At 44.3% G+C, this 14,490-nt stretch carries 13 protein-coding genes; 11 read left to right on the forward strand and 2 right to left on the reverse strand.

The features are described from left to right. Positions 1–43: 43 nt before the first annotated feature. On the reverse strand, positions 44–739 hold the full coding sequence (locus MKY54_RS16205) for a hypothetical protein (RefSeq protein WP_076307858.1): 696 nt from the start codon (positions 737–739) through the stop codon (positions 44–46). Between the two features lie 260 nt (positions 740–999). Between MKY54_RS16205 and nikB the strand changes: the two genes are divergently transcribed. From nikB to MKY54_RS16245, 8 genes are all read left to right on the forward strand, one after another. Next, positions 1,000–1,917, forward strand: a complete 918-nt coding sequence (nikB, locus tag MKY54_RS16210) for a nickel ABC transporter permease (RefSeq protein ID WP_248548636.1) — start codon at positions 1,000–1,002, stop codon at positions 1,915–1,917. Between the two features lie 32 nt (positions 1,918–1,949). Then, positions 1,950–2,786 (forward strand): nickel transporter permease, encoded by an 837-nt coding sequence (nikC, locus tag MKY54_RS16215; RefSeq protein ID WP_339191213.1) that lies wholly within the window; start codon positions 1,950–1,952, stop codon positions 2,784–2,786. Next, positions 2,783–3,568, forward strand: a complete 786-nt coding sequence (locus tag MKY54_RS16220; RefSeq protein ID WP_339187072.1) for an ABC transporter ATP-binding protein — start codon at positions 2,783–2,785, stop codon at positions 3,566–3,568. Before nikC ends, MKY54_RS16220 begins: the two co-directional genes overlap by 4 nt. Before the next feature lie 37 nt (positions 3,569–3,605). Next, on the forward strand, positions 3,606–4,454 hold the full coding sequence (locus MKY54_RS16225) for an ATP-binding cassette domain-containing protein (protein WP_339187075.1): 849 nt from the start codon (positions 3,606–3,608) through the stop codon (positions 4,452–4,454). Positions 4,455–4,523: 69 nt separating this feature from the next. After that, entirely contained in the window at positions 4,524–6,146 is a 1,623-nt protein-coding gene (locus tag MKY54_RS16230; protein ID WP_339187078.1) for a nickel ABC transporter substrate-binding protein, read from the forward strand. Continuing rightward, complete coding sequence (locus MKY54_RS16235; protein ID WP_076184908.1) at positions 6,146–6,898, forward strand: class I SAM-dependent methyltransferase; 753 nt, start codon at positions 6,146–6,148, stop codon at positions 6,896–6,898. The genes MKY54_RS16230 and MKY54_RS16235 overlap by 1 nt, the downstream gene beginning before the upstream one ends. 7 nt (positions 6,899–6,905) lie before the next feature. After that, positions 6,906–7,655 carry a class I SAM-dependent methyltransferase gene (locus MKY54_RS16240; protein ID WP_339187082.1) on the forward strand — a complete coding sequence of 250 codons (750 nt, stop codon included), beginning with the start codon at positions 6,906–6,908 and terminating at the stop codon, positions 7,653–7,655. Positions 7,656–7,909: 254 nt separating this feature from the next. Further along, positions 7,910–8,899, forward strand: a complete 990-nt coding sequence (locus MKY54_RS16245; RefSeq protein ID WP_076184906.1) for an alpha/beta hydrolase — start codon at positions 7,910–7,912, stop codon at positions 8,897–8,899. A gap of 82 nt (positions 8,900–8,981) precedes the next feature. On the opposite strand, the gene MKY54_RS16250 is transcribed toward MKY54_RS16245, so the two are convergent. Then, entirely contained in the window at positions 8,982–9,617 is a 636-nt protein-coding gene (locus MKY54_RS16250; protein WP_217696907.1) for a TetR/AcrR family transcriptional regulator, read from the reverse strand. 80 nt (positions 9,618–9,697) lie between these two features. On the opposite strand from MKY54_RS16250, the gene MKY54_RS16255 reads away from it, so the two are divergent. The 3 genes from MKY54_RS16255 (at position 9,698) to MKY54_RS16265 (ending at position 14,472) form a co-directional block, all read left to right on the forward strand. Beyond that, a complete protein-coding gene (locus MKY54_RS16255) occupies positions 9,698–11,545 on the forward strand; it encodes a hypothetical protein (protein ID WP_339187084.1) in 1,848 nt (615 codons plus the stop codon). A gap of 549 nt (positions 11,546–12,094) precedes the next feature. Then, the gene (locus tag MKY54_RS16260; RefSeq protein WP_076126520.1) at positions 12,095–13,459 is read left to right on the forward strand and encodes a cytochrome ubiquinol oxidase subunit I; all 1,365 of its coding nucleotides are present in this window, start codon (positions 12,095–12,097) and stop codon (positions 13,457–13,459) included. Beyond that, positions 13,456–14,472, forward strand: coding sequence for a cytochrome d ubiquinol oxidase subunit II (locus MKY54_RS16265; protein ID WP_076126522.1), 1,017 nt, complete (start codon positions 13,456–13,458; stop codon positions 14,470–14,472). Before MKY54_RS16260 ends, MKY54_RS16265 begins: the two co-directional genes overlap by 4 nt. The last annotated feature ends 18 nt before the right edge of the window (positions 14,473–14,490 follow it).

The raw sequence follows: 14,490 nt of genomic DNA on the forward strand, positions 1-14,490 counted from the left end.
TGCTAAAAGCCCTGGTTCGCACCAGGGCTGCAAATCATGTGGATTATAGGCCGCTATCATCGGTAGTTTCGTAACCATAGTCGAAGGTCTCGATAGTACCATCATCATATTGAAGTGTGAGCTGGTCAATAATAATCGTATGTATTGTATTCTGATATGTAAAATCACTGAAAATAAATAAAGTATCATTGGGCTCAACCGGCCCCACATATTTAAGTGAAAAGCTGCTCTTGCCGTTCAGCTGATCATTAGAAGGATCGCCTACTGGATTAAACGTGCTGATGTGGGCAGTGTAATAATTGATCCTTTTTCCAGTTAAGTTGTCAGCTTCCCAAGTAAGCTTAACAGCATCGGCAGAGTTCGTACTATACTTGAATTCTAATGGCGCACCAATCCCTTGACCGGATGGGGTATCTGCTACTGACAGATCTTCAGAGTCATCACCAACGGGTCCAGTATCATCGTCCGAAGGCATATCTTCCAAGACAACGGCTTCCGGAGAAGGTGAAGGTGAAGATTCAGTAGGATCTGATTCAATAGGATTGGATCCAGTAGTGTTGGATTCAGCAGCAATAGCAGCTTTATCTGCGGTACTAGGCGGTATTTCTTCGATAACGGGATTACTTGCCACAGTCTGCCCATTCAAGCGTGTTTCAACGCTAGGGGCCACGTAAATTCCTAAAAGAAAAGCTATCATGATGGATAAAACATAGATGAGGACTAGATTGAACCGACTCAAATACACACTTCCTTTATTGATATTTTTAATATGAACCTACTTATAATGACATGATTCCTAAGGATTTGACAATATTATTGTGAAAAATAGTTGCGACTGTGCAGAGACCAAATGTTTAAAGATCAACTCATTTAATAGGGGTTGATTTTTTTATGTCCTACATAAAATAAATCAATTTAAGACTATTAATTTAAAAAGATTATGCTATAATCGTAATTATTACGATTAAGAATTTGGAGTTGAATGCCATCAATCGATACTTGTTGCAACGCTTATTGCAGCTCATCCCCGTGCTGCTCGGCATCTCTTGCATTACCTTTGCGCTGATGCATTTAACACCAGGTGATCCAGCGGAGATCATGCTGCGTGCTGACGGCATCAAACCTACGCAGGAAGCTATTGAGGCGACCAGACATACACTTGGTCTGGATGGTCCTGTACATAAGCAATATTTTCACTGGTTGAACCGGGTATCCCATCTCGATTTTGGCTTATCTTACAGCAGCGGTCGTCCAGTGTTCACAGAGCTGATGAGTCGTTTTCCGGCAACTATACTGCTCAGTGCCTGTTCCGTATTGTCCGCTATTCTTATTGCCCTGCCGATAGGAGTGGGGTCTGCATTATATCCGGGTAGAATGCTTGATCGACTGGGAAGAGTATGTGCAATGCTCAGTGTTTCAATGCCAGGATACTGGCTAAGTCTGCTTCTGATTTATTATGGTGCGGTGAAGTTTAAGCTATTTCCTGTGATGGGAATGGATGGGGTATCCAGTGTCATTCTACCTGCCTTCACACTAGGATTTGGTATGGCAGGAGTCTACATCCGCTTGATTCGTTCCAGTCTCCTAGACGTTTTGGGCAAGCGTTACATCACAGCAGCTAGAGCTAAGGGGCTGCAGGAATGGAGAATAATCATTCGGCATGCACTTCGTAATGCGCTTCTTCCGAGTCTTACCCTCCTTGGGGTTAACATAGCGGGGCTATTAGGCGGTTCCGTTATTGTTGAAACTATATTTTCTTGGCCGGGAATTGGTAAGTATGCCGTTGAGGCGATTTTTGCGAAAGACTATATTGTCATTCAGGGTTACGTATTATGGATGGCTGTTGTCGTTGTCCTGATTAACTTGACAGTGGATTTATTACATCTGCTGCTGGATCCGCGAATCAGGCTGCGGTGACGATTTAGAAGGAGCGGATTGTCATATTTCGTATTAGCTTATTTAAGAATAAGGGAGCAAGGTTAGGAGCGGGCATAGTACTTTTGTTCATATCCGTTGGACTCTTTGCCCCATGGCTTTCACCTTCCGATCCGCTGCAGATTCACATGGAACACAAACTGGCTATACCTTCCTGGCAATACCCGCTCGGTACGGATCATCTGGGACGCTGTGTCTTATCCCGATTAATCTATGGGACCCGAACCTCCCTAAATTATTCGTTTATGGTGTTGATCGTTGTTTTTGCGATTAGCATCCCTGTTGGTTTACTGGCTGGTTACGCTGGCGGCAAGATCGATCATTTGATTATGCGGATCATAGATATATTGCTTGCCTTTCCCAGCTTAATCCTATCACTTGCTATTACAGCCATGCTAGGTCCCAGTATGAAGAATCTGCTAATCGCATTTGCTGCTGTCTGGTGGACGGGGTATGCCAGAGTGATACGCAGTATGGTCCTTCAAATCAAGGAAAGTGAATATATTACAGCGGCCAAAGCGTCAGGCACTTCTCATTTACAAATTATTTTCAGGCATATTCTGCTGAACGCAGCCCGGCCTATTCTGGTTCTTGCTTCTATGGAAGTGGGTACGATTATGCTCTCCATTGCGGGTTTGTCCTTTCTGGGTTTGGGAGCTCAGCCGCCTACACCGGAATGGGGAGTAATGCTGAACGACAGCCGTGCCTATATTCAAACGGAGCCGCGGTTGATGCTATTTCCGGGAATGATGATCATGCTGGCGGTTCTGGGCTTTAATCTGTTGGGAGAAGGCTTGCGACAACCAGAGCGTGCTTTCAATTCTGTAGTAAAGTGGGGGGTCAGAATATGATGGCAGAGTCTCCACTGCTGAAGGTCAGTCATTTACGCACCTGCTTTCACACAGGCAGTTATAAAGTTACAGCGGTTGATGATGTCAGTATCGAGGTGAAATCCCGGCAGATTGTCGCACTTGTAGGTGAGAGCGGCAGCGGTAAAAGTGTTACGGCAATGTCCATATTAGGATTAGTAGATTCTCCAGGCATAGTTGAGAGTGGAGAAATCTGGCTTAAGGGTAACAATCTACGTGAGTGCTCCAGCCGTCAGATACAGAAACTTCGGGGAACAGAAATGGCTGTTATCTTTCAAGATCCTATGAACGCGCTGAATCCGGTACTTACTATTGGCAGGCAGATCATGGAGACGATTAAACTGCACAAGCGTATATCGGGAAAAGAAGCAAAGCTGCTTGCCATGAGGCAGATGGAGCAAGCAGGGCTCAGCGAGCCTAAATTGCTTTTCAATAAATATCCTTTTCAAATTAGCGGTGGTATGTGTCAAAGAGTAATGATCGCCATCGCCCTGGTATCCGGAGCACAATTGCTAATTGCAGATGAGCCTACAACGGCATTGGATGTAACCATTCAAGCCCAGATTCTTAAAGAGCTAGACCGAATCAGATGGACGAACAATGTCGGCATCCTATTAATTACCCATGATCTTGGCGTTGTTGCGGAGCTTGCAGATTATGTATATGTGATGAAGTCCGGGAAGATTGTGGAATCAGGCAATGTGTTTGAACTCTTTTCTAATCCCGTGCATCCCTATACTAAATACTTAATGGAGTGCAGATAACAACGGTAATATTACATTTTTCAGGGACGTGGTGATCTTGAAGTTATTGAAAGCGGTAAGCCTGAACAAGAAATATGGGATGGAAAGGGGGTGGTTCACACGTAATGCCAGAAGTGTTCATGCCGTCAACAACCTGTCTCTCAGTCTGGAGAGCGGTGAGACCCTTGGTTTAGTGGGGGAAAGTGGCTGTGGTAAGAGCACTTTGGCCAGACTTCTGCTGGGACTGGAGAAACCATCCTCCGGAAGAGTTATGTACCGGAACGAGGATTATACGGATTGGACCTTTAGCGAAATGCGCATGATCCGCAGGAAGATGCAGATGGTGTTTCAGAACAGTCTGGCTTCATTTAATCCGTTGTTTACGGTAGAGCAAATTATCGGGGAGCCTCTTCGAAACTATGGAGAGAGGAAGGCTGGAGCCCGCAGGGCCACGGTAGCAGACACACTTGAGCTTGTGGGACTTGAAAGGCGGCATATTCACCGCTATCCGCATGAACTCAGCGGCGGACAGCAGCAAAGGGTCGGAATTGCGCGCGCAATCGCCTTGCGGCCGGAGCTGATTATCTGCGATGAACCTTTCTCAAGTCTCGATGTCACCCTGCGAAAGCAAATGATGGATCTGCTGCAGGAGTTGAAGCATGAGCTGGGATTATCCTATGTATTCATTACACATGACTTGTCAGTTGTAAATCGTTTTTGCGACAGTGTGGCTGTGATGTGTCAAGGGGAAATTGTAGAGAAGCAATCGGGTGCAACCATATTGCAGCAAGCAGACCACCCTTATACAAGAACATTGCTCTCCTCGGTACCTGTGCAGGACCCCCGCTTAAGAAAGAAGAGACTGGGAGAGGAGTGGCAACCCAGCCATTCCTATGATGTTAAGTAGAGAAAGGATGTACCAAGAATGAGAACGAACCCTAAGACAAAAAACCTATTATCAAAATCGTTATTCTTTATGCTTCTTGTAATAGTTGTGTTGATATCAGGTTGCAGCAACAGTAATAACAGCAATTCTACGGCTAGAGCCAATAATACCGCCAATAATGAAGTTGCACAAGGATCTGAAGCTCAGGACAAGACAGTCACTGTTGCTATATCGTCTGATGCCGGTATAGACCGATTGGATGCCGGTGCCTATGATGGTTCGATGAATGTGCACGCGATGATATATGAGGGGTTAGTGGAGTATGGTGAAAAAGGCGAAATACTGCCGTCGCTTGCGGAGTCTTGGGATATTTCAGAAGATGGGAAAGTATATACGTTCCATCTTCGCCATGACGTCAAATTCTCTGACGGTACGGAGTTTAATGCCGACGCAGTTAAATTCTCCTTCGAACGCTGGATTAAGGATCCAGCCAATTCGTTAAATGTAGCAACTGCGATGCAATCCCTTGTTGTTGTGGACGAACATACGATTACAATGACATTCAACAAAGCGTATTATCCCTTCTTAACCGAGTTATCCTTTGCAAGACCGGTCCGAATTATCAGCCCTTCCGCTGTGGAACCCGCAGGAGATATTACGGGTAAATTCATCAAAGCGATTGGAACTGGCGCATGGATGGCAGAGAGCTACAAAACAGATCAGGAAGCCATACTCGTCAGAAATCCGAATTATTGGGGAGAAATGCCGAAGCTGTCGAAAATTATTTTGAAGGTAATCCCAGATCCACAGTCCAGAGTACTAGCGCTGCAAGCTGGAGACATTGACATTGCCGGGGGACAAATGGGAAAGATTCCAGTCGAAAGCGTGCCAGTGATTGAAGCGGATTCTTCACTGACCTTGCAAAAAGCACAAGGAACAAGCTCTCATTTCATGATCTTTAACTACAAAACGCCCGCACTTCAAGATCTGAATGTGCGCAAAGCTATCAATTTGGCAATTAATAAAAAAAGCATTGTCGAAGATCTTATGGACGGTATCGGCAGTGAAGCTCAAAGCCTGTTCCCGCTGACAGTTCCTTATGTGACGGAGTCCAATAATACTTGGTACGGCTTCAATCCGCTGGAAGCGAAGCAACTGCTAGCAGCTGCCGGTTACACGGATTCGGACGGAGATGGAATTGTACAGAAGGACGGAGCGCCGCTTGAGCTTAATTTCGTGCTGCAGCAGGCTGAATATCCCGAATGGAAGTCGATTAGTGAACTGGTTCAGTCTGAGTTAAAGGAGATTGGCATTAGAGTGAATCTTCAGGTTCTTGAGCCGAATGCCTATTACGATGCCTTATGGACAAGCAAAGCCTATGATCTAATCATGTACCGGACTTATGATGATGCCTATAATCCGCATGCATTCTTGCTGTCCCTATTTCATAAAACAGCTGACGCATCTGCTGTCGTATGGTCTGATCCTGGACTAGAATCACTGATTGACACAGCAGTAGGAACAACCGATATTCAGGAACGTCAGACCGCATATGACTCCATTTTCTCCAAATTGTATCAGGAGGCTATGTTTGCAGCTATTTATTTTCCTGACGATATCTTGGCAGTAAATAATAGAGTGACTGGATTTAAACCGGGGTACTCCACCTTTATGCCGGTCTTCTGGAATCTACTCGACATAGGAGAAAAATGATGTTAAAAGAGATTTCGAAATACTGGACATCAAGCTCGGAGAGTTATGACAAAGTCATACAGACTCAATTCCGCAGCAAAAAAACCATAAACCTCTGGAAACAACTGCTTATTAAAGGGTTGGGAACAACTCCCCAGCAAAAGGTGCTGGATGTGGGAACAGGGCCTGGCTTTTTCTCCATACTCTTATCACAGATGGGTCATCTGCCTACAGCGGTGGATACCTCTCAGGGAATGATCGATAGAGCTTCACGAAATTTTGAGAGTTATGGATATAAAGTTCCAGCTTATGTCGCTGATGCTGCCGATTTGCATATGGAGCTAGAGAATAGCTTTGAGGCAGTGGTCTGCAGGGATGTAGTATGGACGCTTCCTGATCCACAGAGGGCTTATGCTGAATGGTATCGGATTCTAAAACCGGGCGGGACCCTGATTATTTTTGACGGTAACTATTTGTATAAAGAGAGCAAGACTGTATTCCATAGACTTTGGTATGCCTTGTCCTGGACACTGATTCTACTCACAGAACAAAGAATCCGCCAGCGAAGCAGTCAAGATAAAAGCCTGCTAAGCGAGTTGCCATATGTTAATGTATTACGGCCTGAAGCTGACGAGACAGCGCTGAAACAGGCCGGGTTCCGAACCATAGATGTTCACCGGAACTTTATCCCTGCCCGTGCGATGCCGCTAGATTATTTGAAATACGGTTACCAGAATGTAAACCGGTTCATGATACTTGCCAAGAAGGAGTGAATGATAAATGGGTATACAACAAGAGGTGGGAATGTATTGGGAAGGCGAAGCCGAGCTGTACAGCGAAGGCATTCAGAAGGAACTCAACGGATTCCAGCGGGAAGCCTGGCTGAAGCTTATCCTCACTAATGCACCGCAGAAGGAAAGACTGCATGTCCTAGATATTGGCTGCGGTCCTGGCTTCTTCTCTGTGATTCTTTCGAGTGCCGGGCATCTGGTTACTGCGATCGATTGCACCGACAATATGCTGGAAGAAGCACTTGCCCACTCCATTCGTGAAGGTGTAACCGTTACTTTCCGCAAGATGGATTCGCACAAGCTTGACTTTGCTGCGGAGAGCTTCGATCTGATCGTGTGCCGCAATGTCACCTGGAGCCTTACCGATCCGCAGTCAGCCTACAAAGAGTGGAGAAGAGTACTTAAGCCTGGGGGACGGCTGCTGGTTTTTGATGCCAACTGGAATCGCCATCTCTGGGACGAAGAGATGCAGCAAAAGCGAGTAGAGGATCAGCAAACCTATGTAGATAAGGGCTTTGGTGAACTCCCGCATCATAAGGACATAGAGGAGACAGACCGTCTGAGTCTTGTATTGCCGCTGACCAGAGAATGGCGTCCCGAGTGGGATATACGGACTCTCAAAAAAGAAGGCTTCGCTAATATTTTTGCTGAAGAGAATTTGAACGCAAAAATTCTGGATGAGAAACAGCAAGTCTTAAACCGGTCAACACCGATATTCATGATTTGTGCTGAGAAATAATAGAATAGTGAGAACCTACACATATTAAATGAAGTATACAATAAAAAGTAGCGATCTCTAATGAGAAACGCTGCTTTTTGAGTAAAGGACAAGAACATTATTTCATTTCCGATTTGATGTTAATCTAAAACTTCTTTTTTTGTCTTGTTCATATTCCGTTCATATTGTCGTCACGAAGAGTACATCTTGATTGATTACACTTTGAATATGTCGTCAAGGCGGCACTTCAGATACAGGGACAAGGAAGGGAAGAGATGAACGTGGCAAATAAGGTAGAAATAAAAACAACAGGGACTAAGAGCCACAAGAAACGGAACCTATGGTTAAAAATAATCGGAGGTATTGTAGGGGCGCTCGTGCTGTTCATGGGCATCGTTTTTATCGTTGATGCAATCAGCGACGGGGTAGAGAAAAAGAAAATCGAATCGTATGGCCAGTATGTCAATGTGGATGGGAAAAAGATGAATGTGCTTATTCAAGGCAGTGGAGAACAAACTGTTGTACTCCTACCGGGACAAGGAACCCCGACGCCTGCACTTGATTTCAAATTGCTGATCGATGAAATTACCCCTAATTATAAAGTCGTGGTGGTCGAGCCTTTCGGTTATGGTTTGAGCGATGAAACCGAGAAGGAGAGAACGACTGAGAATATAGTAAGTGAGGTTCACGAAGCATTGCAGCAACTGGGTTTAGACCGTTACATTCTAATGGGACATTCCATCGCGGGACTTTACGGAGCGACCTATGTGAACACATATCCGGATGAAGTTCTTGCTTTTGTCGGCATCGATAGCAGCGTTCCCAATCAACCCGGAATGGATGTCAAATTACCTTTGAACGCCATGAAATTTCTTCAAAAATCAGGTCTAATGAGATTGGTCCAAAAAGTGAGCGGAGATCCCTATGAATCGCTTGCGTTCGATGAGCATACCAAAGAACAGATGCGTTTGATTTCGAATCAAGTCGCGACCAATCCAACGTTGATGAATGAACTGGGCCACCTCGGTTCCAATTTCAAAAATGGAGAAAAAATCACAATGCCAAATGACTTGCCGCTGCTTCTCTTCGTTCAATCAAATAACGAGCACAATAAACAGTGGATTCCGCTGCATGAGGAGCAAGTCAAACAATCCGCACAGGGCAAAATGATCCCAATGGAAGGTTCACATTATCTGCATCATACAAAATACAAAGAAATCGCCGAGGCATTCAAAGAGTACATGAAACAAATTCAAATTCAATAGTAGGGTTGATAATTAAACTGCGGAGCCGAACTTGGTTCCGTGGTTTCTTTGTTTTTTCATTTATAAACACGATTTTTAAACCTTATTCCTGGGACATTGGAGTATGGTATACCTCAAGACAAATTTTGGTCATTTCGTCTATGGATTTTGCAAAGTCTGATTGTATCCATTTAAGGAGAACATTATAGAGGGCCCCCGCTTTAAAGTATATTCGGTACACATTCTCGTCGCTTTTGTCATGAGCAGTAGAAAGCATCATTTCATTCAAGCAATCCAGAATTACATGATCAAACTTTGCACTCTGAAGTGCTTTGTAGATGTTCCGCTGCTGAAAAATAACTTCAAAAAGCACTTTGATAAATTTTTGAGGTTCTTTAGCTTTGCCTGTTAATTCATTGGTGTAAGGTAAGAGTTTTTGATTAATTTCAAAAATAAGCGAATCGACCAAATCCACCAGGATCTCTTGCTTGGAGGAATAGTTGTTGTAATAGGCTGTTCGAGAAACCCCTGCGCGCTTCACAATATCGGTGATGGTGATTTTGTCAAAAGGCTGTTCCTGGATCAAGAAGACTAATGCCGTACAGATGGCTTCTCTTGTCAAACGGTTGGTTTCTTTATTGGAACGATGCTGAGAGGTATTTGGACTGTATAATTCATGATTTGAGATGACATTTCCCCTCCGTTTGTACATTCTGATGTTCGTTTCATTGTTTTTCATGAGTCTTTTCAATATGCTAAAACCATAAGGCATTACAAATGTAATGTCAAAATAATCGTTAGTTAAAATGGGAGGGCGTCATGTTAGAAATCTTATATAGACGATTGTCAGCAGTGCTGCTTTTGATCCTAGCACTAAGTGCTACGGTATTCATTGGCGAAGAAACGGTAATCTCAATCGTGACCATCATCTTTTTATTAGCAGAATTAGGCATCTCTTTTTTACTATTAAAGAAGCGTGAGAAGTTACATGTAGTATTTATTAGTGCGATGGTGGCAGAAGGGTTATTCTTACTAACAAGAAATTTTTGGCTGCTTGCGCTTTCTATCCTCTTGCTGATCATAGCGGGCATATGGAGAGGACTCTTGGGGCAAAAGGTAAGCAGAAGAGTTACTCCGTTTCTAGTGGTTCGTAAAGTGTTATTCAGCATTGCTGCACTTATCGTTACTGCACTTTGGGGTATTGGAGTCTACGCAAAACCTATTACAACACCTGTAGCATTAGCTGCTGATACGACAGTGACGATCGATGAACGCAATTTGGATTCTGCAGCAGTGATGCTCAAAGATATTGAAGTAATGAATTCTTTTGGAAGCCGTACAACCGGCTCTGAGGGTCACAATCAGTTTATTGCTTGGCTGGAGCAACAGGTAACGGATATGGGGCTGCAAGTATTTCGTGATCGCTATACTTTTGACCGATGGGAAGAAAAGAACAGTGCTTTAATGATTGATCAGCAGGCAATTCATGTCTCTTCAGCTTTTCCCTATTCCGGGGAAACTGACGAAAAAGGTGTAACTGGGGAGCTGGTGTATACGAAGCGTGGTGAATATGGCCAGGCCAGCGGAAAAATTGCTGTCATTGAAATTGAGAATTTCAGAAATTTTCCAAGTGGGATCGTTATGAATATGCGGGCTTCATCTCCAATGGACAACCAAATTGCCCCAAATGAAGGCGATCTGGTCCTCACTACAGCATTAAAAGAAGCTAAATTGGAGCAAGCGAAGGAAATGGGCGTAAAAGCTGTTGTTTTAGTCTGGAAAGGGGTATCTGACGATAAGGTTGAAGAGCAATATGTGCCTTTTACCACCGATTATGCTGGAATCCCTGCGATCTGGGTGAATGAAACGGAAGGGCAAAAGGTTATCAGGGCAGCTCAGGAGCATAAAGAAGGTACGGTTATTTTAGAAGCGGTAATACAAAAAGATGCCCCAACAGAATCCTTTTATGTGAAAATTGACGGTAAGAATAAAGACGAAGCAATTATCGTAAATACTCATACGGATGGGATAAATGTGGTGGAGGAGAATGGCGCTGTGGGCATGCTGTCTATGATTCGTTACTTACAGCAGGAGCAGCCGGAACGTACGATGATATTTGCTTTTGTGACAGGGCATTTTAGATTGCCGGAGTTCAAAGGGTCCTCTCAGGCGACTTCTACCTGGATGGAGGGGCATCGAGAGCTGTGGGATGGCAAGAATGGCCATTTAAAAGCTGTAGCTGGAATTACGGTTGAGCATTTAGGCAGCATGGAGTGGAAGGACGATGATACGGGTCACTATGGTCCAACTGGACAAATAAGTACAGAATATACCTATGCGGGCAATGAAATGATGGCAGCCATTTGGCTGAAGGCTATTGAAAAGACAGATAGCACACGTACTGTATTATTGCGTGGACATAACAAGTTTGAGTTTGGAGAGAGTCAGCCCTTATTTGAAGCAGGGATACCGGTGATTGGTTTCATTCCAATGCCCGACTATCTGCTCGTGGAAAGTGACAACAGAGAGATGGACAAATTTGATGCAAAGCTAATGCATACGCAAATTGTATCGTTGCTGAAAGCGGTCAAGCTAGTGGACGGAACGGAGACGACTAAGCTTGGGAAGTCAGATGGGTATTCTTTTTTCTACGGTCGTACTAAATGATATTGGCAGATCAAGATTTGTCATGACGAAGATGACATTAGCTTTAATTCAAAAAACACTGATGATTTGAGTCAGTGTTTTTTGTTGCAAAAGGGGGATATATTATGGCTCAAAATGAGAAAATATCGTTTTTTTGCCAGCATCGAAGTAGGAGGGAACTTGTGACATCACATATGCACTAATCAATCAATAGCTCCTTCGGGTACTTTTTGTGTTATTCACTGAGTTGTCAGAAAGATTTGACCCTTTCTTGAACGTTTAGGGATTAAGAGATATCTGTGATTGAATTACTTGCAATTTAAGATAAGATGATTTTAATTATTGGGTCACATTATAATTTTGACTGCTCAGTATCAGATAAATCGGGCTCGCCAACTCTTGCTTTGTGAATTTTTTCTCTTTTTACATAGCAAAGAACGATGAACGTCATACTAAAACGAACAGGCAACGATGTCGCTGAACCTTGCTAAACCTGATATTGAATGCAGCCAACAGTTAGCAGGCCTAATCATAGAAAAATGAACAGTGTTTTGAAGGGAGCAGTAAAGAATGGCAATTGATACGGTGCTATGGAGCAGGCTGGTGACAGGCTTGACTCTCGGGTTCCACGTTATTTTTGCGACGATTGGCGTCGGTATACCGCTAATGATCGCTATAGCAGAGTTTATCGGGATTCGGAAGAAGGACCCCCATTATACACTTATGGCAAAGCGGTGGTCTCGAGGATTTGTCATTTCTGTGGCGGTTGGTGTCGTGACCGGTACAGCGATTTCACTACAGCTGGCCCTGGTATGGCCGAATTTTATGAAACTGGCTGGGAATGTCATTGCACTTCCGTTATTCATGGAGGTGTTCGCGTTCTTCTTTGAAGCTATCTTCTTGGGCATTTATTTGTATACGTGGGGTCGGTTCAAAAATCCGTATATCCATTGGCTGCTGACGATACCGATTGTCGCCGGGGCAGGCATGTCTGCCGTTTTTATTACGACGGTGAACGGATTCATGAACCAGCCTGAAGGCTTTGTCATGGAAGCAGGCCAATTCACAGCGATTAACCCGGTGCAAGCGATGCTGAATACGGCGACGTTCTCCAAAGTGTTCCATGTATTAAGCTCGGCCTATTTGACTGGAGCTGCCTTGTTAGCCGGGATTGCAGCCTTCGCGATGCTGAGAAAAGGTGTGTCCGCATACCACAAAAAATCTTTAAATCTAATGATGGCGGTCGTTTTACTATTCGGTTTGCTGAACACGTTAGCCGGTGATGTGTCTGCCAAGTTTTTGGCCGAGCATCAGCCAGAGAAGCTTGCAGCGGCAGAGTGGCATTTTGAGACGAGCAGCAGTGTGGATTTGGTACTATTGGGATGGCTGAATGCAGAGCATGAAGTTCTAGGGGCTCTTCATCTGCCGAAGCTGCTCAGCTTCCTGGCCTTTGGAGACTTTAATGCAGAGGTGACGGGGCTCGAGGAATTCCCCAAGGAAGAATGGCCACCGCTTCTCGTTCATTATCTGTTTGATTTAATGGTCGGAATTGGATTTACTCTGCTCGCGATTTCGTTTCTATATTTTCTGTTTGTGTTCTGGAAAAAGCGTAATGAGCTTAACAAGTGGATGCTTCGCATCATCGCACTGAGCGCCCCTCTCGCTTTTCTGGCTGTTGAGCTGGGATGGTTTTATGCAGAGATTGGCCGACAGCCGTGGATTATCCGTGGATATATGCGTGTTGAGGAGGCTGCCACGTCTTCACCGAATGTAAGAATTATATTCTTCGCCTTATTGCTCTTGTACATCGTACTCGGCAGTATGTGTGTAATCGTGCTGAGACGCTTGTTCAACAATAATCCGGCAGAAGCTGAGATGGAGAAATGGATGAAGGATCATCCTAATCAATTTACGGAAAAGGGGGGCACTGAATGATGAGTTACGAATTGATTGGCATCTCGGTGCTCTGGCTGTTTTTGTACGGCTATTTAATTATAGCTTCCATTGATTTCGGAGCGGGCTTCTTCGCCTTTTATGCACGTTTAACAAAGCAGGATCATCTCATTAATCGTCTGATTTCCCGATATTTATCACCCGTATGGGAGATTACAAATGTATTTTTTATCTTTTTCTATATTGGCATCGTCGGATTTTTTCCGGACACAGCCTATTATTATGGCTCCGCGTTACTTGTTCCGGGAAGCATTGCAGTGATTCTTCTTGCGATTCGCGGTTCATTCTATGCTTTTGAAAATTACGGTTCCAAGAAAAACATAGTATATCTTTTTTTGTACGGAGCTACAGGTTTGCTTATTCCAGCATCGTTGTCAGTGGCGCTAACTTTGTCTGAAGGCGGCTTTATCGTGAAGCAGGGGGAGACGGTTTCTCTAGATTACTGGGCGCTGTTTACCAATCCGTTATCGTGGAGTATCGTTGGACTGGCAATCGTGTCCGTTTTGTTCATTAGCGGCTCATTTCTGACATTTTACGCTTCTCGGGCGGAGGATCATTCCGCGTTGAAGCTGATGCGCAACTACGCCCTGTTTTGGAGCACACCCACGATAATCCTCGCACTGACAGCATTTATCTATTTGGGTCAACACAATGAGCGCCATTTTCAAAATATGATGGATTTATGGTGGTTACTGGCACTTTCCGTTGCTTTCTTCATGATCGCGATGTGGCTATTATATAACGGACGCCGTTACGGATTAGCTTTTATATGCGTCATGTTGCAGTTTTTCTGTGCCTTTTTCGCTTATGGGATTGGGCAATACCCTTATATTCTTGATCCGTATATCACGATTCAGAGCAGTGCAACTTCACCGGCAATGGGTTTAGCGTTAGTAATTGTGTTTATCGGCGGTCTATGCCTGTTGATCCCATCCCTTATTCTGGTCTTCAAACTCTTCCTGTTTGATGCGGATTATGTTAAAGGGAAAAAATAAAGCTGATTAATCCATTAC

Source organism: Paenibacillus sp. FSL P2-0121 (assembly GCF_037975345.1).
Lineage (GTDB): Bacteria > Bacillota > Bacilli > Paenibacillales > Paenibacillaceae > Paenibacillus_AQ > Paenibacillus_AQ odorifer.

Coding starts and splice junctions, on each gene's coding strand:
- MKY54_RS16240 (WP_339187082.1), top strand. CDS start 6,906: ATGGGTATACAACAAGAGGTGGGAATGTATTGGGAAGGCGAAGCCGAG.
- MKY54_RS16250 (WP_217696907.1), bottom strand. CDS start 9,617: ATGAAAAACAATGAAACGAACATCAGAATGTACAAACGGAGGGGAAAT.
- MKY54_RS16260 (WP_076126520.1), top strand. CDS start 12,095: ATGGCAATTGATACGGTGCTATGGAGCAGGCTGGTGACAGGCTTGACT.
- MKY54_RS16220 (WP_339187072.1), top strand. CDS start 2,783: ATGATGGCAGAGTCTCCACTGCTGAAGGTCAGTCATTTACGCACCTGC.
- MKY54_RS16245 (WP_076184906.1), top strand. CDS start 7,910: ATGAACGTGGCAAATAAGGTAGAAATAAAAACAACAGGGACTAAGAGC.
- MKY54_RS16255 (WP_339187084.1), top strand. CDS start 9,698: ATGTTAGAAATCTTATATAGACGATTGTCAGCAGTGCTGCTTTTGATC.
- MKY54_RS16265 (WP_076126522.1), top strand. CDS start 13,456: ATGATGAGTTACGAATTGATTGGCATCTCGGTGCTCTGGCTGTTTTTG.
- MKY54_RS16230 (WP_339187078.1), top strand. CDS start 4,524: ATGCTTCTTGTAATAGTTGTGTTGATATCAGGTTGCAGCAACAGTAAT.
- MKY54_RS16235 (WP_076184908.1), top strand. CDS start 6,146: ATGTTAAAAGAGATTTCGAAATACTGGACATCAAGCTCGGAGAGTTAT.